Annotated in this window: 16 protein-coding genes; 9 read left to right on the top strand and 7 right to left on the bottom strand. The window is 74.6% G+C overall.

The window, feature by feature from the left end:
- Positions 1-18 precede the first annotated feature (18 nt).
- Entirely contained in the window at positions 19-2262 is a 2244-nt protein-coding gene (locus ACF068_RS05095) for an MMPL family transporter (protein WP_392272772.1), read from the top strand.
- Between the two features lie 10 nt (positions 2263-2272).
- On the opposite strand, the gene ACF068_RS05090 is transcribed toward ACF068_RS05095, so the two are convergent.
- Positions 2273-2950, bottom strand: a complete 678-nt coding sequence (locus tag ACF068_RS05090; protein WP_392272771.1) for a hypothetical protein — start codon at positions 2948-2950, stop codon at positions 2273-2275.
- Between the two features lie 217 nt (positions 2951-3167).
- On the opposite strand from ACF068_RS05090, the gene ACF068_RS05085 reads away from it, so the two are divergent.
- Positions 3168-4064, top strand: a complete 897-nt coding sequence (locus tag ACF068_RS05085) for a GNAT family N-acetyltransferase (protein WP_392272770.1) — start codon at positions 3168-3170, stop codon at positions 4062-4064.
- 204 nt (positions 4065-4268) lie between these two features.
- On the opposite strand, the gene ACF068_RS05080 is transcribed toward ACF068_RS05085, so the two are convergent.
- Together ACF068_RS05080 and ACF068_RS05075 are read right to left on the bottom strand one after the other, a co-directional pair.
- A complete protein-coding gene (locus ACF068_RS05080) occupies positions 4269-5150 on the bottom strand; it encodes a diacylglycerol/lipid kinase family protein (protein WP_392272769.1) in 882 nt (293 codons plus the stop codon).
- Positions 5151-5203: 53 nt separating this feature from the next.
- The gene (locus ACF068_RS05075; RefSeq protein WP_392272768.1) at positions 5204-6799 is read right to left on the bottom strand and encodes an FAD-binding oxidoreductase; all 1596 of its coding nucleotides are present in this window, start codon (positions 6797-6799) and stop codon (positions 5204-5206) included.
- A gap of 74 nt (positions 6800-6873) precedes the next feature.
- Between ACF068_RS05075 and ACF068_RS05070 the strand changes: the two genes are divergently transcribed.
- From ACF068_RS05070 to ACF068_RS05060, 3 genes are all read left to right on the top strand, one after another.
- The gene (locus tag ACF068_RS05070; protein ID WP_392272767.1) at positions 6874-7473 is read left to right on the top strand and encodes a TetR/AcrR family transcriptional regulator; all 600 of its coding nucleotides are present in this window, start codon (positions 6874-6876) and stop codon (positions 7471-7473) included.
- On the top strand, positions 7470-9044 hold the full coding sequence (locus ACF068_RS05065; RefSeq protein WP_392272766.1) for a glycerol-3-phosphate dehydrogenase/oxidase: 1575 nt from the start codon (positions 7470-7472) through the stop codon (positions 9042-9044). Before ACF068_RS05070 ends, ACF068_RS05065 begins: the two co-directional genes overlap by 4 nt.
- A 289-nt stretch (positions 9045-9333) precedes the next feature.
- A complete protein-coding gene (locus tag ACF068_RS05060; RefSeq protein ID WP_392272765.1) occupies positions 9334-9852 on the top strand; it encodes a hypothetical protein in 519 nt (172 codons plus the stop codon).
- Here the strand turns inward: ACF068_RS05060 and ACF068_RS05055 are convergent.
- The 3 genes from ACF068_RS05055 to ACF068_RS05045 form a co-directional block, all read right to left on the bottom strand.
- Positions 9849-10208 carry a phage holin family protein gene (locus tag ACF068_RS05055; protein ID WP_392272764.1) on the bottom strand — a complete coding sequence of 120 codons (360 nt, stop codon included), beginning with the start codon at positions 10206-10208 and terminating at the stop codon, positions 9849-9851. The genes ACF068_RS05060 and ACF068_RS05055 overlap by 4 nt on opposite strands.
- Positions 10209-10330: 122 nt before the next feature.
- Positions 10331-10750, bottom strand: coding sequence for a VOC family protein (locus ACF068_RS05050; RefSeq protein WP_392272763.1), 420 nt, complete (start codon positions 10748-10750; stop codon positions 10331-10333).
- A gap of 123 nt (positions 10751-10873) precedes the next feature.
- Positions 10874-11446, bottom strand: coding sequence for an antibiotic biosynthesis monooxygenase (locus tag ACF068_RS05045; RefSeq protein ID WP_392272762.1), 573 nt, complete (start codon positions 11444-11446; stop codon positions 10874-10876).
- Positions 11447-11791: 345 nt separating this feature from the next.
- On the opposite strand from ACF068_RS05045, the gene ACF068_RS05040 reads away from it, so the two are divergent.
- Positions 11792-13561, top strand: coding sequence for a S8 family serine peptidase (locus ACF068_RS05040; protein ID WP_392273259.1), 1770 nt, complete (start codon positions 11792-11794; stop codon positions 13559-13561).
- An 80-nt stretch (positions 13562-13641) separates the two neighbouring features.
- On the opposite strand, the gene ACF068_RS05035 is transcribed toward ACF068_RS05040, so the two are convergent.
- Entirely contained in the window at positions 13642-14442 is an 801-nt protein-coding gene (locus ACF068_RS05035; RefSeq protein WP_392272761.1) for a DUF1206 domain-containing protein, read from the bottom strand.
- A 166-nt stretch (positions 14443-14608) separates the two neighbouring features.
- Between ACF068_RS05035 and ACF068_RS05030 the strand changes: the two genes are divergently transcribed.
- The 3 genes from ACF068_RS05030 to ACF068_RS05020 all read left to right on the top strand — a co-directional run bounded on the left by ACF068_RS05030 (position 14609) and on the right by ACF068_RS05020 (position 18633).
- A complete protein-coding gene (locus ACF068_RS05030; protein WP_392272760.1) occupies positions 14609-16279 on the top strand; it encodes a sigma-70 family RNA polymerase sigma factor in 1671 nt (556 codons plus the stop codon).
- 178 nt (positions 16280-16457) lie between these two features.
- Positions 16458-17042 (top strand): methanogen output domain 1-containing protein, encoded by a 585-nt coding sequence (locus ACF068_RS05025; RefSeq protein WP_392272759.1) that lies wholly within the window; start codon positions 16458-16460, stop codon positions 17040-17042.
- A gap of 1 nt (position 17043) precedes the next feature.
- The gene (locus ACF068_RS05020; protein ID WP_392272758.1) at positions 17044-18633 is read left to right on the top strand and encodes a SpoIIE family protein phosphatase; all 1590 of its coding nucleotides are present in this window, start codon (positions 17044-17046) and stop codon (positions 18631-18633) included.
- Positions 18634-18675: the final 42 nt, after the last annotated feature.

The raw sequence follows: 18675 nt of genomic DNA, 5'->3' as shown, positions 1-18675 counted from the left end.
GGCAGTCCGGGAGGGCGCGTGGCCTCGTCGCGGAAGGGCATCCTCCGGCAGGTCGGGGGCTGGTGCGCCCGCCACTGCGTGACCGTCGTCGTGCTGTGGCTGGCGGCTCTGGTGGGCCTCCAGGTGCTGGACCGGACGTACGGGGGCGACTACTCGGACAACTTCGCCCTGCCGGGGTCCCAGTCGCAGGACGGCCTCGACGTGCTCCAGGCGCACGAGCCGGCGGCCGGCGGATACAGCGCCCAGGTCGTGCTGCACGACGCCGGGAAGCCGCTGACCGACTTCTCCGGGCAGATCGGCACGGCGGTGAGCGGCCTCCAGAAGCTGCCGCACGTCCTCAGCGCGCAGAACCCGTTGCCGCCGCCCGGGACACCACCACCCGCGCAGGGCGCCACCGACGTCGGCCCGTTGTCCTCGGACGGGAAGACGGCTTACATCACCGTACGGTTCGACGTCCAGCCCTCCACGCTCGGTTCGTCCTACCTCGGCGGCGTGGACACGGCGGTCCAGCCGTTGCGGTCGGCGGGCGTGGAGGTGGAGTACGGCGGCCCGCTGGGCGAGCTGGCACGGCCCGAACCGGACGACCGGACCAGCGAGGCCATCGGCTTCGGGGTGGCGATCCTGGTGCTGCTGATCGGGTTCGGCAGCGTGGTGGCGGCGGTGGCACCGCTGCTGACCGCGCTGATCGCGGTGATCTGCGGGATCGCCCTGCTGGGGCTGCTGGCCGCGGCGTTCACGTTCGCCACCGTCTCGCCCACGCTGGCCACGATGATCGGCCTGGGCGTGGGCATCGACTACGCGCTGTTCCTGATCACCCGCCACCGGCAGAACCTCATGGACGGGCGGGACCCGGTGACGGCGGCCGGGCTGGCGGCGGCCACCAGCGGCAAGGCGGTGCTGGTGTCCGGCTGCACGGTGGTCATCGCGCTCTCCGGGCTGTGGGTGTCGGGGATCGACTTCATCGGCAAGCTGGGTCTCGCCGCGGCCGTCACGGTGGTCACCGCCGTCCTGGCGGCGCTCACCCTGGTACCGGCGGTCCTGGGCCTGGCCGGCCGGTGGATCGACCGGCTCCACGTCCGGCGGCCCATCGCCGAGACGGACACCGGACCGGGGCAGGCGGCACACGGAACCTGGCACCGGTACGCGCAGCGGGTGGAGCGCCGGCCGTGGTGGTTCCTGGTCTCCGGGGTCGTGGTGCTGGCGGTGCTGGCGGTGCCGCTGCTGTTCATCCGGCTCGGGCACATCGGTGACGGCGCGGACCCGGAGTCGTTCACCGACCGGCGGGCCTTCGACCTGATGTCCTCGGCCTTCGGGCCGGGGTCGAACGGCCCACTGACGCTGGTGATCGACCAGTCGGACGTGCCGTCCGCCGACCGGTCCTCCCTGGCCTCGAAGGCCGCGAGCGCGCTGGCCGACGTGCCGGACGCGGCGGTGATCACCCCTCTGAAGCCCACCCAGGACGGCGACGTGCTGATCGCGACGGCCTACTCCGTCGCCGACCCCCAGGACAAGAGGACGACCGACCTGGTGAACCACCTCGTGGACGACGTCCTTCCGCAGGCGGTCGGCGGGACCGGCGCCCGTACGTACGTGACGGGGACCACCGCCGCCCAGGTGGACTTCCTGGACATCGTGTCCAGGAGGCTGCCGCTGATCATCGCCGTCGTCGTCGGCCTGGCCTTCCTGGTGATCCTCGTCGTCTTCCGCGGGGTGCTCGTCGCGGTCAAGGCGGCCGTGCTCAACGTGCTGTCGATCGGCGCCTCGTACGGCGTGGTGGTGGCGGTGTTCCAGTGGGGGTGGGGCGGGCCCGCGCTGGGCGTCTCGGGCGAGGTGCCCATCGAGAGCTACGTCCCGATGATGATGTTCGCCATCGTCTTCGGACTCAGCATGGACTACGAGATCTTCCTGCTGTCCCGGGTCCACGAGGCCTGGCTGCGCACCGGGGACCCGAAGGCGAGCGTCGCGCACGCGCTGGAGATCACGGCACGGGTCATCACCTGCGCGGCGCTCATCATGGTCAGCGTCTTCGCCGCCTTCATCCTGAGCGACAGCATCGTGGTCAAGATGCTGGGGCTGGGCCTGGCCGCGAGTGTGCTCATCGACGCCACGATCGTGCGCCTGCTGCTCGTGCCGGCCGCCATGACGCTGCTCGGCCGGTCGGCGTGGTGGGCGCCGGGGTGGCTGGACCGGGTGCTGCCGCACATCGACGCCGAGGGCGAGGGGGCCGTCCGCGACGGCACCCCTCCCCCGGCGGGCCGGTGACCGGCCCGGGTCAGGCCCCGGTGCTCGCGGCGCCGGTCAGTCCGGCCCGCCGGGCCAGGTCCAGCGCCGCCTCCGGCCGCCCGGGCGGTACGCCGCCGGGCAATGCGGCGGTGAGGAGGTCGGTCACGGCGGCCGCGTCGACGGTGCGTGCCTCGGCGCGCTCGCGGAACCGGGTGACGGCCCCGTCCAGTGCCCGCCGCTGGTCCCCCGTCAGCTCGTCGGCGTCCGCGAGGACGGCCGTGAGGACCACGAACTCGTCCTCGGACCCGACCCAGGGCGCGGCGCCCTCCAGGCCGTCCTCGTCGAGCTCCTCCGGATAGGGGATGCGGTGCCAGGCGCCGTTCTCCCACCAGTAGGCGAAGCCGAGGAGGTTGCCCTCGGCGTCCTCGCGCAACTGCTCCCAGGGCAGCCAGTCGGGGCCGCCGGCCAGGAAGTCGATCTGCCGGCCGTCGATGTGCGTGTGGCTGCCGTCGGGGTCCTGGCCGACGAGGACGGCCCGCCCGCCGTCGAGCAGGGTCAGCCGCCACCAGCCGCAGGCGCCGGTGCTGTGGCACCACAGTCCGTGCCGGTCGAGGACGTGCTCGGGCCGGCCGTCGCCGCACGCCTCTTCCAGCAGGGCGAAGGTGACGGCCCGTGCCCAGAGGCGGTCCGGGGCCTCCAGGTCGTCGGGCAGGCTCGGCGTGTGCATGGTGGTTCCCCCTTCGGACGGTGCGGGGAACAGCCTCACACAAACCCGTGGACGCGGCCGGACCGGGGCACCTAGGGTGGGCGGCGACGCCCCACGACGACGGAAGGAGGCGAGTGCCGTGCACCAGTCACGTTCCCCGCGCTCCCGTTCCGTCTCCCCGGCGTCCACGATCTGACCGGGAGCGCTCCGTACGCATCTGTACCGGAGGACGACTCCCATGACCGATCCGGTCATCCGCGCGCTCGGTCCGAGCGACGCCCATCTCTTCGACACCCTGCCCGACCCGCTCGGCGCGCGTACCGTGCACGCCCGGACCACGCACCGTCCCGAGTGGAAGCGGGTCGCGCTCCGTGACGGCCGTGTGGTCGCCCGGGGTGCCTGGTGGGGCGGTCCCGACGACCGCACCCCCCTGAACATCAACTGGTTCGACGTCGCCGAGGGCGAGGAGGACGCGGGTTCCGCGCTGTTGCGGACCGCCCCCCACCGGGTCGAGCTGGAGCTCAACCTGCCCGCCGGCTGGCGGGAGGACCCGGTCACCCGTGCCGCGGGCGCGGCCCGGCTGCGGGCCGCGCGGGCGGCCGGCTACGAGGTGCTGGTCGAGCGGTACATGTACCGCTGGACGCCCGAGTGCGGCCTCCCGAAGCGCCCCGGGCGGCTGACGTTCGCGGCGGAGCCGGACGACGCCGTGTTCTTCGAGGCGCTGCGGCGCGTCCACGCGGTGACGCTGGACGCCCACGCGCTGCGGGCCGTCGAGGAGGGCGGGCTCGACCAAGCGGCGCAGGAGGAGCTGGACTTCTTCCACTGGTGCCCGTCGCCGCGCGAGTGGTGGCAGGTGGCGTACGCCCCGGACGGTGACCTGGCCGGCCTCCACGTCCCGGCGCACAACCCGGCCGGGCCCTGCGTCGGCTTCATCGGCGTGCTCCCGGAGCACCGCGGGCGCGGCTACGCCTACGACCTGCTGGCCGAGTGCACCCACTTCCTGGCCGAGCGGGGGGCCGCTTTCATCGCCGGGGCCACCGACCAGGGCAACACCCCGATGGCCGCGAACTTCACCAAGGCGGGGTACCCGGTGGTCCGGGAGCGGGTCAATCTGGTTCCCGGCCGCCCGGACTGACGTCTCGCCACACCGGGGCGAGGCGGGGCGGCGCCGGCCCCGGCGGCCCGGCGCCGCCGCGTCAGCCGTACGGCCCCGTGTGCGGCGGCAGGGGCCGGGCAGGCGACGGATGCCGGGGCGTGGGCGCCTCCAGCCGCCGCCCGGAAGGGAGGGAGTGTCGCAGGTCCCCCCCGAGAACCCTGCGGCACTCCACTCGCCACCCCCTCACCGGAGGACGTGCAGCGCGCCCGGCCGGACCCGTACGGTGACCGGCAGGGCCGCGTCCACCTCGCCGTCCGCGCCGTAGGGGAGGTCGCGGTCGGCCTCGATGCGGATCTCCCTGCCGCGCAGCACCTCGACCTGCGGGCGCCGCAGGTGCGCCCCGGTCTTGAGCTCGTTCATCATCGTGAAGAAGAGCAGCTTGGAGGCGTGGCCCAGCACGACGACGTCCAGCAGTCCGTCGTCGACGCGCGCGTCCGGCGCGACCCGGCGGCCGAAGCCGTAGAAGCCGGAGTTGGCGGCGACGACGGTGTAGCCGCGCCGTTCGTGGACGGTGCCGTCGACGGTGATGCGGTACGTCGCCGGCCGCCAGCCGGCCACCGCGCGCGCACCGCCGGCGTAGTACGAGGCGGCGCCGCGCAGCAGCCGGGACCGGTTGGCGTACCGGTTGGCGACCGCGTCGACCCCGGCGTACACGCTGCCGAGCACGGCGGTCCCGGGGTGGGTGGCCGATTCCACCTGGATGGTGTCGACGGCGTGCGGCGTCGCGTGCAGCAGCAGCTCGGCCAGGGCCGGGGGGTCGGTGGGCAGCCCCAGGGCGCGGGCGAAGTCGTTGCCGCGGCCGGAGGGCACGAGGCCGAGGACGGCGTCGGTGCCGCTGAGGACGCCGCCGACGGCGCCGGCCATGCCGTCGCCGCCGACCGCGAGCACGGTGTGCCCCCGCGCCGCGGCCGTGCGCGCCAGTTCACGGGCGTGGTCGAGGCTGCGGCTGTACCGGGTCTCCAGTCCGGCGCCCGCCTCCCGCAGGAGCCGGGCCACGGGCAGCAGGGCCGCCGTGCCGCTGGAACTTCCCGCGGCCGGGTTGACGACGGCGGTGAACTGTCGCATGTGCGCGCCTCCGTAGGGCAGGGCGGGCCGGCGGCCGGGTGGGCCGGGCCGGATCAGGGGTGGCGGACGGGGACGAGGATGCCGGGGTTGAGCACGCCCGCCGGGTCGAGCTCCGTCTTGACGGCCTGGAGGACGCGGACGCCGAGCGGGCCCACCTCGCGGGCGTACCAGTCGCGGTGGTCCGTGCCGACGCCGTGGTGGTGGCTGATGGTGCCGCCGGCGGCCAGGATGGCCTCGTTGGCGGCGTGCTTGGCCGGTGCCCAGTGCGCGACGGGGTCCTCGCCCTGGGCGGAGACGACGGTGAAGTACAGCGAGGCGCCGTTCTCGTACACGTGCGAGATGTGGCACATGACGAGCGGGGGCGTCCCGGCGTCGGTGAGGGCGGTGGTGAGTGCCTGCCGCACGCCCTGGTAGAGGTCCGGGATCGCGGACCAGAAGGCGGCGGTCTCCAGGGTCTCGGCGAAGGCGCCGGCGTCGAGCAGCGCGTCACGGAGGTAGGGGGCGTCGTAGCGGCCGTGGGCCCAGCGGTCGCCCGGTTCGGTGCCGACGTGTTCGCCGCCCTCGGCGAGGAGCACCTGGTGGACGGCGTCCCGGCATTCCTCGGTGGACGCGGCCGTGCCCTCGTAGCCGACGACGGCCATGCAGCCGGCGGACTCCGTGCCGCCGCTGCCGATGCGGTCGGGGTGGGCGAGGCCGACGAAGGTCTCGGTCTCGTCCGACAGGCGCAGGACGGTGGGGCGGGGGCCGTCCTGGGCGAGCTTGCGCAGCGCGGCGGCGCCGGCCTCGAAGGACGCGAAGCGCCAGCCCTCGTAGTGGCGCGCGGACGGCAGCGGGCGGATCCGTACGGTGACGGAGGTGATCACGCCGAGCGCGCCCTCGGAGCCGAGGACGAGCTGGCGCAGGTCGGGGCCGGCCGCCGAGCGGGGTGCCTGTCCGGCGGCCCAGGTGCCCTGGGGGGTGGCGACGGTGACGCCGAGGACCATCTCGTCGAAGCGGCCGTACCCGGCGGAGGCCTGGCCGCTGGAGCGGGCCGCGGCGAATCCGCCGATGGTGGCCCATTCGTACGACTGGGGGAAGTGGCCGAGGGTGTAGCCGCGCTCGTTGAGCAGGGCCTCGGCGTGGGGGGCGCGCATCCCGGGCTGGAGAGTCGCCGTGCGGGAGACCTCGTCCAGGTCGAGCAGGGCGTTCATGCGGCGCAGGTCGAGGGCGACGAAGGTGGTGCGCTCGGGGGCGAGGCCGCCGACGACCGAGGTGCCGCCGCCGAACGGCACGGCGGCCACCTGGTGTTCGGCGCACACGCGGAGGACGGCGAGGACCTCCTCGTGCGTGCCGGGCAGCAGGACGGCGGCGGGGATGTCGTCGACCTCGCCCGCGCGGATGCGCAGCAGGTCGGGGGTGGACTTGCCGCGGGTGTGGCGGACGCGGGTCTCGGCGTCGGTGCGCAGCAGGGCGGGGTCGCCGAGGCAGTCGGCGAGGGCGCGGCGGGCCGCGTCGGTGAGCGGCGGCTCGGGGACGGTGATGTCCTCCAGTGCGGCGGGGCCCCGGTCGCGGGGGGTGACCCCGAGCAGGTCGCGCAGCAGGCCGGTCACGGTGTCGGGCAGGGGTGCCGCCTTGGCCGGGTCGCCCCAGCCGCTCCACAACATGTCCACGGGGTTCGGTTCCTCACCGTCGGTTCCGGATCGAGGCGTGCTCTGAGGCCCGCACTGGCGGTACACTGTGACAGATGACGCCCATTCGTCACAACCATTCGGACGGGGAAACCGTCCTCGACGCGGCCCGCGACTGCGTCCTCGCCGTCGGCGTGCGCCGTACGACGCTCACCGACGTGGCCCGCCGCGCCGGGGTCTCGCGCATGACGCTCTACCGCCGCTGGCCCGATGTGCGGACCCTGGTCGGCGACGTGATGACCCGTGAGTGGGTCGCCCTGGCCGTGGCGGCCATGCCCGGGCGCGAGTCCGGTGCCCCCGCCCGGCGGCGGCTGGTCGACGGGCTGGTGACCGGAGTCGAGGCGTTCCGCGCCCACCCGCTCTTCCACAAGATCCTCGACGTGGACCCCGAACTCCTGCTGCCCTACGTGCTCGACCGGCGCGGCGCGAGCCAGGACGCCCTGCTGGGCCTCATCACCGGGGCGCTGGAGGAGGGGCACGCGGACGGGTCCGTCCGGGCGGTGCGCCCCGACCTCCAGGCCCGGTCCGTGCTGTTGATCGTCCAGTCCTTCACGCTCTCGCTGCGCACCATGACCGACGACTCGGACCCCGGGCTCGACGAAGCGGCCTTCCTCGGTGAACTGCGGACCCTCCTGGAAAGGACCCTCGCCCCATGAGCCCCTCGCGTGACACCGCCCCCGCCCCCGACCGCGTGCCGTCGTCCCTCACCGCGGCGCGCCGCCGCCGCGAGCTGGCCGAACTGGCCGACGGAACCGAGGTGGACGTCCTGGTCGTCGGCCTCGGGGCGACCGGCGCGGGCGCCGCGCTCGACGCCGCGTCCCGGGGGCTGTCCGTCGCCGCGATCGACGCCCACGACCTGGCCTTCGGCACCTCGCGCTGGAGCTCCAAGCTCATCCACGGCGGGCTGCGGTACCTGGCCTCCGGGCAGTTGGACGTCGCCCACGAGAGTGCCGTGGAACGGGGCGTCCTGATGGAGCGGACCGCGCCGCACCTGGTGAGCGCCCAGCCGTTCGTCCTGCCGCTGACCCCCCTGGTCTCCCGGGCGCAGGCGGCCCTGGCGCGGGCGGGGCTGCACGCCGGAGACCTGCTGCGCGCCTCGGCCCGCACGTCGCGGTCCACCCTGCCGGCGCCGCGCGCCCTGTCGCCCGTGGAGACCCGGCACATGGCTCCCGTGCTGCGGTCCTCCGGGCTGCGCGGCGGGCTGCTGTCCTGGGACGGCCGGCTCAGCGACGACGCCCGGCTGGTGACCGCCCTCGCCCGCACGGCCGCCGCGCACGGCGCCCGGATCCTGACCCGTACCCGGGCACTGTCCCTCGACGGGGGCGGCGCCCTGGTGCGGGACGAACTCACCGGCGAGGAGACCCGGATCAGGGCCCGCGCGGTGATCAACGCCACCGGCGTCTGGGCGGGCGGCCTGATCGACGACATCCGGCTGCGCCCCTCCCGGGGCACCCATCTGGTGCTCCGCTCCGAGGACCTCGGCTCGCTCACGGCGGGCCTGCACATCCCCATCCCCGGGGAGGCCAACCGCTTCGTCCTGGTCCTCCCGCAGGGCGACGGACGGGTGTACGTGGGGCTGACCGACGAACCCGTCGACGGGGACGTCCCGGACGTGCCCGAGGTGCCGGAGACGGACATCGGCTTCCTGCTGGACGTGCTGGGCTCGGCCCTCGACGTGTCGCTGGGCCGCGACGACGTGATCGGCGCCTTCGCCGGGCTGCGGCCGCTGCTCGACACCTCGGCCACGGCGGGCGCGTCCCGTACGGCGGACATCTCGCGCAAGCACGCCGTGCTGACGTCGGCGGACGGGGTGGTGACCGTGGTGGGCGGGAAGCTCACCACGTACCGGCGCATGGCGCAGGACGCGCTGGACGCGGCCGTCGCCGCGCGGGGTCTCACCGCGGGCCCCTGCCGGACGGCGCGCCTGCCCCTGGTGGGGGCCGCCGCCCCGGCGACGCTCGCCGCCCTGGACGTCCCCGGGCGGCTGGTCCGCCGCTACGGCACCGAGGCCCCGGCGGTGCACGCCCTGGGGGTCGCCGACCCGGACCTGGCCCGCCCCGTGGTCCCGGGCCACCCGGTCACGGTGGCCGAACTCGTCTGGGCGGTACGGCACGAGGGCGCCCTCGACGAGGCCGACCTGCTCGACCGCCGCACCCGGATCGGCATGGTGCCCCACGACCGGCGGGCGGCCCTGGCCACGGCCGGCGAGGTGCTGCGGACGTCATGAGGGTTCAGTTGCTGCGGCGGGCCAGGCTGTAGAAGAGGACCAGCACCGCCACGGCCATCACCGTCACGTGCAGCCACGCGGGTGCGGCCGAGGCGTCTTGCGAAGCGGCCATGATGGTATTCATCGATGCCTCCTGATCGTTTCGTGGTCGGCGCGGTCGCCGTGGTGGTCGTGTCGTGTCACGTTCCGCGCCTACCCCGTAACGGGCGGGTGACGCGCCCTCACGCACCGCTGCCGTCAGGGGCGGTGGACGGGTGGACGCACCATGGAGGGGCGGGAAGGGGACGGAGTGGACTTCGAGCAGGTCTTCACCTACGCGTGGCGGCACGACGGGGCGGACGGGGGCACCTCGGTGCTGTCCGTCGCCCACGAGCCGGCCGAGGGGGACGGGCCGCGGCGCTGGCTGCTGCTGGCCGGACTGCCCGTGTTCAGCGAGCTGCTGGCGTTCGACGACGCGGCGCACGCCCGGGAGTTCGCCCGGGCGGTGCTCGCCCTGCCGCCGGCGCCCGCTCCCTACGAGTACCGGATGGACCTCGCGGAGACGGTGACGAGGGCGATGGCGCACGGCCCGGTGGAGGAACAGCGCTTCGCCACGCTGTGGGTGGGCCGCGACCCGGAGGACGAGCTGCGGGCCTACTTCGCGTACCAGTCGTACTACGCCCTCCCTGGCGGGCCGGGCATGACGTCCCTCGGCCTGGAGGTGGTCTGCGACGACGTCGACGTCCCCCGCGCGCACGCCGAGGCGCGGGCCCTGCTGGCCGTCCTGGACCGGGACGGCCGATCGGGGGACTCCCGGCGCACGGCCTAGGAGTCCTTCAGCTCCTCGACCACGTGGCGCACCACGTCGACGGAGGCGTGCACGGCTTCACGGGACGCGTCCTGGGCGACCCGCAGCCGCTTCGAGCCGTAGTGGAGGAGGGCCGAGGCGCCGGAGGCGTAGACGACCGTCAGGGCGCCGGCGGCGGGCCCCGGCCGCCAGACGCGCTCCAGGCCGCGCAGCAGCACCTGGTGCGCCGACCAGAGGGCGAGCAGGCCGCACGCGCCGCCGGCCGCGAGCGCCGCCATGCCGTGCCGCGCCTCCGCCACACCGAGGGCGGCTTCCTCGCGCGCGGTGTCGATGTCCTCGCGCAGCGAGGTGTGTACGTCCGGGACCGACTGCTCCATGACAGCGCGCGTACCCCGCCGCACCCGGGGCATGCCGGGCCGGCCCCTGTGCGCGCCGCGCCCGGCCGTGCCCGGGCCGCGCACCGTGGTGGGCGGCCCGGCCCTCCCCCGCCGCCGGGGGTTCAGCCCTGTGACTGCCCGATGTTGACCATCCAGGTGATGCCGAAGCGGTCCGTGCACATGCCGAACTCGTCGCCCCACATCTGGACCTCCATCGGCACCGCCACGGTGCCGCCGTCGGAGAGCTTCTCCCAGTACCCGCGCAGGGTGTCCGCGTCCGCGCTGTCGCCGCTCAGGCTGACGGCGATGTCGTTGCCCGGCCGGTGTTCCGAACCGGGCGGGTGGTCGGCGCCCATGAGGGTGAAGCCGCGGTCGGTCTCGAGCATGCCGTGCATGATCTTCTCCGCCCGGCCGGGGGCGTCGGCGCCGAAGTCGCCGTAGGTGTTGAGGGTGAGGTCACCGCCGAAGACCTGCTGGTAGAACTCCAAGGCCTGGCGCGCGTTGCCGTCGTAGCTGATGTACGGGTTGAGGCGAGATGCCACGTTGTGCCCCTTTCTGTTCGCCCCCATCCTCGCGGACCGGTGGCACGGCGCAACGGCACGGTGGTCCTAGGGACCGTCCGCGTGCCGGACACCGCGGGCCAGGCGAGACTTTGCGGACACGACCTAGCGGCCGAGCCAGCCGCGCAGCAGCCGGCTCACGGCCGGCATCGCCGCGTACGTCATGAGGACGTTGAAGACGCAGGCGATCACCGCGCTGCTGACGACCGGGTGCAGTCCGGTCAGACGGGGGACCAGGAGGTAGCCGCCGAGCAGGGAGATCGGGTAGATGGCGAGGGTCGCGCTGATGGCCATCTTCCACCGCGGGGGTGCCGGCGACGTGGCTCCGGGCTTGGCGAACCAGGTCTCCATCCCGGTGAGCTCGCGCCGCGCGATCTCGGTGTGGTGGTGGCCCTCGCACCGGGCGAACCAGGCCGCCCGCTCCGGCGACTCCTGCCACGCGCGGCACGCGGCGGCGTCCCGGAAACGGTGGACCAGGAACCAGGGCGCGCCCTCGGCGGACGGCCGGAACAGGCCGTGCCCCAGATGCCCGGGGAAGCCCGCCGCGCTGGCGAGGATGCCGCGCGCCCAGCGTTCGAACGCGGCCTCGTAGCCGGGCTGCACCTGCCGGGCGATCAGCAAGGTCACCTCGCCGGTGTCGGCGGGCACGGCCGTGTGCTCAAGACTCACCGCAGTCACTTGCTCTCCTGATGCTCGTGCCGCGCCCGGGAGCACTCTACGGGGCCGCCCCGCCGCACGTCCCGCTCCCCTCCCACGCTCCGGGGGCCCGGCCGGGGCGCGGGACGGAGCACCGGCCGGGCGGAGCCCCGGCCGGGCGGGGGTCAGGACGCGGGGCGGGCCGGCAACCCTCGTGTCCCGTACGGGAGCAGCAAGGGTTTCCCCTCCTTCTCAGCGGGTTCGCCGGTCTGACATCTTGCGTTCGCCCCTTACACATTCGGCCCGGCGGCCCGACCAGCACGCCGGGACTCGGAGGACGCGTTGATACGTCACATATCCCGTTGGCTCCCGGCGAAGCCGCTCACGGTGGCCGTGGCCGCCCTCGGCACCACCCTCGCCCTGGGGACGCCCGCCGCGGCCCTCGGCGCCGCGCCGCGGGTTCCCGCCACCGCCGCCACCACCGCCGCTCCGGCCGCACCCGCGGCGACCGCCGCGTGGGTCGCCGGCACCCGTGCCCACCTGGTGATCACCACTCCCGGCGACACCTCCGCCGTCCGGGCCGCCGTGACCGCCAACGGCGGCTCGGTGTTCGCCTCCTACGACGCCATCGGCGTGATCGTCGCCCACTCCGCCTCGGCCGGCTTCGCCTCCGCCATGCGCGCGGTGCCCGGCGTGCAGCAGGTCGGCGCCACCCGCACCTCGGACGTGCCGGCCGACGCGTACGACCCGGCCCTCCCGGCGAACCCGGCCCAGTCGCCGACCACGCTCGCCGAGAGCCTGACGCGCTGGGACATGACGCAGATCAAGGCCGACCGGGCCTGGGCCGTGAACACCGGCTCGGCGACGGTCAAGGTCGGTGTGCTCGACACCGGCGTGGACGACAAGCACCAGGACATCGCCCCCAACTTCAACGCGGCGGACTCCGTCTCCTGCGCGTACGGCAGGGCGGACACGCGGGCGGGCGCCTGGCGTGACGTCGGTACGCACGGGACGCACGTCGCCGGCACCATCGCGGCCGCCAAGAACGGCAAGGGTGTCGTCGGCGTGGCCCCGGGGGTGAAGATCTCCTCCGTCCGCATCGCCGAACCGGGCACCAGCCTGTTCTTCGCGGAGAACACCGTCTGCGGCTTCATGTGGGCCGGTGACCACGGCTTCAAGGTCACCAACAACAGCTACTACACGGACCCGTGGCAGTTCAACTGCCCGGACAACGCCGACCAGGCCGCCATCATCGAGGGTGTGCGGCGTGCGCAGGAGTACGCCGAGAAGCGCGGCTCGCTCCAGGTCGCCGCGGCCGGGAACTCCAACCTCGACCTGGCGAACAAGACGGTCGACACGGAGAGCCCCAACGACTCCACCCCCGTCCGGCGCACCATCACCAACGCCTGCCTCGACATCCCCACCGAGCTCCCGGGCGTCGTGACGGTGGCCGCGATGGGCAAGGGCAACGTCAAGGCGTCGTACTCCAATTACGGCAACGGCGTCATCGACATCGCCGCCCCGGGCGGCGACGGTGCGTCCGGTGTCTACTCCACCCTCCCGGGCGGCAAGTACGGCAACATGAACGGTACGTCGATGGCGTCGCCGCACGTCGCCGGTGTGGCCGCGCTGCTCGCGAGCGCCGACCCGGCCGCCACCCCCGCCGACCTCCGCACCCGGCTGGGCGTCCAGGCCGTGGACACGTCCTGCCCCTCGGACACCCGGTGCACGGGCACCACGGCGAAGAACGGCTTCTTCGGCGAGGGCCAGACCGACGCGCTGAAGGCGGTCTCCGGTACGACGCCCCCGCCCGGCTCGTACTTCGAGTCCACGACGGACGTCGCCATCGCGGACAACGCGACCGTGGACAGCCCCCTCACCGTCTCGGGTCTGAGCGGCAACGCGCCCGCCACCCTCAAGGTGGGCGTGGACATCAGGCACACCTACCGCGGTGACCTGGTCCTCTCGCTGGTCGCGCCCGACGGCACGGTCTACCCGCTGGAGGATTTCGCCGACAACGACGGCACGGACGACGTGGCCAAGACGTACACGGTCAACGCCTCCGCCGAGGCCGCCAACGGCACCTGGAAGCTCCGGGTCCGTGACATCGCGACCCAGGACACCGGCACGATCGACGCCTGGAACCTGACCTTCTGATCCCCGCGTCCGACGGCCCGCCGTCGCGCGTCCCGCCTCCGGCGCGGGGCGTGCGGCGGCGTCGTCACGGGCTGCACCGGTCAGACCCGGCGCCACACCGCCATGGCGAAGGAGAACAGCCCGTACAGCGCGAGGCCCAGGGCGACGACCACGAGCAGCCAGGGGCCGGCGGGTGTGTCGGCGAAGGAGCGGATCGTGTCGTCCAGGCCCTTCGCCTCGCTCGGCCGGTAGGTGACCGCCGCGCGCAGGGCGAAGCCGCCCGCCACGACGAAGACGAGACCGCGGGCCACTCCGCCCGCGACGCCCGCCACGTCCACGGCGGTCCGCACCCGGGCGCTCATCTCGCCCAGGCGGAGGTGCTTGCGGTAGCTGCGGCGGACCGCCTGCACCGCGCCCACGACGCCCGTGACCGCTATCGCGACACCGGCCGCCGCGACGAGCCACTGCCCGGCGGGCAGTTCCAGGGCGCGCGCCGTCATGTCGTGGGACTGCCGGTCGCTCTCCCCGCCGCCACTGCTGTGGTCACCGCCGGCGAAGACGAACACCGACCACGCCACCACCGCGTAGAAGACGGCCCTGCCGGCCGCCAGCACGCGCTTGGTGGTCTTGCGTCCCCACAGCGCCTCGGTGAGCTGCCACAGGGCCATCCCCGCCAGGCCGACGCCCAGCAGCCACAGGAGCACCGACCCCAGGGGCTGCGCCGCCACCTCGGTGAGGGCACCGCCCCGGTCGGCCTGCTCGCCGTTGTCGCCGAAGGCGATCCGCAGCGCGAGCACGCCCACGAGCAGGAAGATCACCCCCCGTGCCGCGAACCCCCACCGCCCCGCGACCTCGACCGCGGTTCTGCCGCTCTTGCCCTTCGCCCTGCTGCGTACGCTCACCTCGACACCTCCCCTCCCCCGCTGCCCCGGGAAGCGGCCGGGAAACAATGGGGCGGCCCGGGGGCGGATTCCCGAAGTCCTCCGTGGTTTTCGTTATCACCGGCCCGCCGACCGGTCTCCCATGTACCGGGCGGGACGGCCGTCCGGGGGGAAAGAGGAGCGAGGGATGAGCCAGACACACGAGGTACGGCTGGTCGAGGCGGCCCGGGCCGGGGACCAGCGGGCGCAGGACGAGCTCGTCGCGGCGTACCTGCCGCTCGTCTACAACATCGCGGGGCGGGCACTGAGCGGCCACGCCGATGTGGACGACGTGGTGCAGGAGACGATGATCCGGGCGCTCGGCGGTCTCGGCTCGCTGCGGGACCCGCAGCGGTTCCGGTCGTGGCTGGTGGCCATCACCATGAACCAGATACGTGACCACCGCTTCGACCCCGCGCTCGCCGGCGCCCCGCACGAGGCGGCCGACCTCGCCGACCCGGGCGCCGACTTCGTGGACCTGACCATCCTGCGGCTGGGCCTGTCGGGGCAGCGGCGGGAGGTGGCCGAGGCCACCCGGTGGCTGGACGACGCCGACCGGGAGCTGCTGTCGCTGTGGTGGCTGGAGGCGGCGGGCGAGCTCAGCCGTGCGGAGGTCGCCGACGCCATGGAGCTCACGCCCCAGCACACGGCCGTGCGCGTGCAGCGGATGAAGGCCCAGCTCGAGACCGCGCGGATCGTCGTACGGGCGCTGGCGGCCCGGCCGCGCTGTGTGCTGCTGGACGACGCGCTGGCCGGCTGGGACGGGGTGCCGTCCGCGCTGTGGCGCAAGCGGATCGCACGGCACGCGCGCGACTGCACGGTGTGTTCCGGTCACGGTGCCGGACTGGTGCCCGCCGAGGGGCTGCTGGTCGGCCTGGGCCTGGTGCCGCTGGGGGCCGCCCTGGCCGGGGCCGGGGCGGCGCTGCCGGCCGGCGACGGGGACGCCTTCGTGCTCGCCGGGTCGGGCTCCCCGGCGGGATCGGCCGCGGCACCGGCGACCGCTCCCGGGGCGGGACGCGGACGGGGCGGACGGGCCGGCGACGGGCCGGGCAATCGGCGGCAGGAACGATTCGCCCGGCGCCGGCGGCAGCGCCGGGGGGCGGCCGCCGCCGCGGCGCTGCTGGTGGCGGGCGGCGGGGTGGCCGGGTGGCAGCTACTGAAGCCCGAGGAGGGCGCCCGGCAGGTGCGTACCGAGACCGCGACCGCCCCCTCCCGCGCTCCGCTGCCGCCGCCGGCCTCACCGGCCCGGCCCAGCACGAGCCCGTCCGCCTCGGCGTCCCCGTCCGCCTCCGCGAGCCCGTCGCCCTCCGCCTCGGCCTCGCCCCCGGCGACGAAGAAGCCGTCGCCCAGCCGGACGGCGTCGGCGCCCCGCCCCGAGCGGACGCCGGCCCGGACGCGTTCCGCGCCGCGGCCCGAACGGCCCCAGGCGCCGTCCGGCTCGTTCGCCGAGCAGGTGACCGCGCTCGTCAACTCGGCCCGGGCGGACAACGGTTGCGGCCCGGTGAGCCAGAACGGCCTGCTGGACGCGGCGGCCCGCGGCCACTCCGACGACATGGCCGCACGCGACTACTTCGACCACACCAACCCCGACGGCGAGGGCCCGGGCGAGCGGATCACCGCCGCCGGCTACCAGTGGTCGACGTACGGCGAGAACATAGCCCGGGGCCAGCAGACCCCCGCGTCGGTCATGGACTCCTGGATGAACAGCCCGGGCCACCGGGCCAACATCCTCAACTGCTCGTTCAAGGAGATCGGCCTCGGCCTCCACGAGGGGTCCGGCGGGCCGTGGTGGACGCAGGTGTTCGGCGCGCGCGGCTGAGCGGGCGGGCCGCGCCGGCTTCCGCCATGCCCCGAACGAGGGGTTGCCGCGCAGAGGGTTCAGCGAAGGATGACGAGAGGCTTATCCTCGGGAACCGGGGCCGGCGGGATCGTGTGCCCCGCCGATGACGCAGCGCCGGCTGACCGCACGGTGCTCCACCGCGTGGAAGGGAGCGGCCGTGAAGCCGGCGAAGGCGGCGGACGTGGGCCTCGATCGCGACGTCTTCATGCGCGGCCTCATCCGGGAGCTGGCGACGTCGCTGGAGTCCGTGGTCGGTCTGGAGGAGGCTTCCGGCTACATCAGTCTGGTCGGCCAGTCGGTCGGCTCGCAGATCAACGACGCCTACGCCGGCGCCCTCGGGGTGCGCCGGCTCACCCGGGAGCAGGTCGCCGATGTCATGGTCGACCTCAAGCAGCGGATCGAGGGGGACTTCTACGTCATCTCCCAGGACGACGAGCGGATCGTCCTGGGCAGCCGGAGCTGTCCGTTCGCCGAGAAGGTGCTGGGGAGGGAGTCGATGTGCATGATGACGTCGAACATCTTCGGCACCATCGCCGCCCAGAACCTCGGATACGCCCGGGTCGAGCTGGAGGAGACGATCGCCCGCGGCAGCTCCGGCTGCCGGGTGGTGGTGCACCTCACGCCCGACCTGGACATGGACGACGAGCCGGGCCGCGAGTACTTCGGCGACGAGCACCCGCCCGGCCCCGCCGCGCCGGCCGGTCACGGCGGCTCCGCCCCTACGCCCCCGGCCGGGGCGTGAGATGGACCTGGCGGCGTTCCGCGCCATGGCGAAGCTCCTCCCGCACGCGGTCGTGGTGTGCACCGCCTCGGGCACCATCCTGGCCGTCAACCCCGCCACGCGCCGCACGGTGGGCACCCTCCGGCCCGGTGCGCAGCTCCTGGAACTGGTGCTCGACCCGGAGCGGGTGGCGGAGCGGCTGAAGCAGTGGCTGCGCAGCGGATCGCCCCTGCCCGGCGTCATGACCGTGCCCGACGCGGACGGCACCCCGGTGCGCCTGCGGTGCCACGGTGCGCGCGCCACCTGGTGGCAGGGGCCGGAGCCGGCCCTCCAGCTGCACCTGTCGCGGCTCGACATCAGCGACCGCTTCGTGGCCCTGAGCCAGCGGGTCGGCCTGATGCACCAGCAGATGGCCTACCGCCGGGCCATCGCCGAGCAGCGGGACCGGCTGCTGCGCGGCGAGACGGAGGCCCGCGCCCGGATGCAGCGCCTCTACCGGCTCACGGCCGCGCTGGCGTCCAGCGCCGACCTCACCGACGTGTGCGAGGCGGTGCACAAGAGCGCGCCGCAGGCCCTGGACGCGGCGGGGGTGACCCTGGAGCTGCACCCGCGCCGCATCGTGCCGTCGCTGGCCCCTTCGGACACCCTCCCGGTCACGACCGCGGCCTGGACCGACCTCGACCGGCTGCACGGCGCCCCGCCGGCCGCCCCCCTGCCGGACACCGCGCTGCGGGTGCCGCTGGAGGCCGAGGGGGTCGTGCTCGGCAGCCTGGTGATCCACCACGCCGCCGGCGCCGAGCCGGACACCGACCACATCACCGCCATCGCCCAGCAGATCGCCCAGGCCGTGCGGCGGGCGGGCCTGTTCGAGCACGAACACCGCCTGGCCGTACGGCTCCAGCGCAGTCTGCTGCCCCGGCTGCCGGAGGTCTCCGGCCTGGACATCGCCAGCGGCTACGCCCCGGGCACGCACATGGTGGACGTCGGCGGCGACTGGTACGACGTCCACCCGCTGGGCGAGGACGTCGTCGGCTTCACCATCGGGGACGTCGCCGGGCACGGCATCGCCGAGGCCACGGCCATGGCGCAGATCAACACCGTGCTGCGCAGCATCTCCCGGCGGCTGGGCGAGCACCTGCCGGCGGTGATGGCGGAGCTGAACGACTTCCTGGGCACCTACCACGAGGGCCTCATGGCCACCGCCTGCTACGCCACCTACCAGCGGCGCACCCGGACCCTGCGCTACACCCGGGCCGGGCACCCCCCGCCCCTGCTGGTCCACGGCGACGGCTCCACCACGTACCTGGAGGGCGCGCTCGCCCCGCCGCTCGGCCCGGTGCCGTTCACCCGGTACCCGCAGGCGGAGATCACCGTCCCGCCGGACGCCACGCTGGTGTTCTACACCGACGGCCTGATCGAGCGCCGGGGCGAGTGCCTCGACGTCGGGCTCGACCGGCTGGCCCGGACGGCGGCCACGACCGCGGGACTCGACGCCCGGGGCACCTGCGAGCTGCTGCTGCACCAGCAGCCCGACACGGAGATGCCCGACGACCGGGCCCTGCTGGTCGTCCGTTTCCCGCCGGGCGGCGACGGGGTGCCCCCCTGCGGGTGAAGCACGGGGCGAAGAGCGGCATTTCCCGCCATGACGCCACAA

This window comes from Streptomyces sp. NPDC016309, from assembly GCF_043077235.1.
Classification (GTDB): domain Bacteria; phylum Actinomycetota; class Actinomycetes; order Streptomycetales; family Streptomycetaceae; genus Streptomyces.
This window is presented reverse-complemented; position numbering and strand designations above follow the sequence as displayed.

Bases quoted from the DNA above. Each gene is read 5' to 3' on its own strand.
- ACF068_RS05090 (WP_392272771.1), bottom strand. From the start codon at position 2,950: ATGCACACGCCGAGCCTGCCCGACGACCTGGAGGCCCCGGACCGCCTC.
- ACF068_RS05085 (WP_392272770.1), top strand. From the start codon at position 3,168: ATGACCGATCCGGTCATCCGCGCGCTCGGTCCGAGCGACGCCCATCTC.
- ACF068_RS05080 (WP_392272769.1), bottom strand. From the start codon at position 5,150: ATGCGACAGTTCACCGCCGTCGTCAACCCGGCCGCGGGAAGTTCCAGC.
- ACF068_RS05070 (WP_392272767.1), top strand. From the start codon at position 6,874: ATGACGCCCATTCGTCACAACCATTCGGACGGGGAAACCGTCCTCGAC.
- ACF068_RS05065 (WP_392272766.1), top strand. From the start codon at position 7,470: ATGAGCCCCTCGCGTGACACCGCCCCCGCCCCCGACCGCGTGCCGTCG.
- ACF068_RS05055 (WP_392272764.1), bottom strand. From the start codon at position 10,208: ATGGAGCAGTCGGTCCCGGACGTACACACCTCGCTGCGCGAGGACATC.
- ACF068_RS05030 (WP_392272760.1), top strand. From the start codon at position 14,609: ATGAGCCAGACACACGAGGTACGGCTGGTCGAGGCGGCCCGGGCCGGG.
- ACF068_RS05020 (WP_392272758.1), top strand. From the start codon at position 17,044: ATGGACCTGGCGGCGTTCCGCGCCATGGCGAAGCTCCTCCCGCACGCG.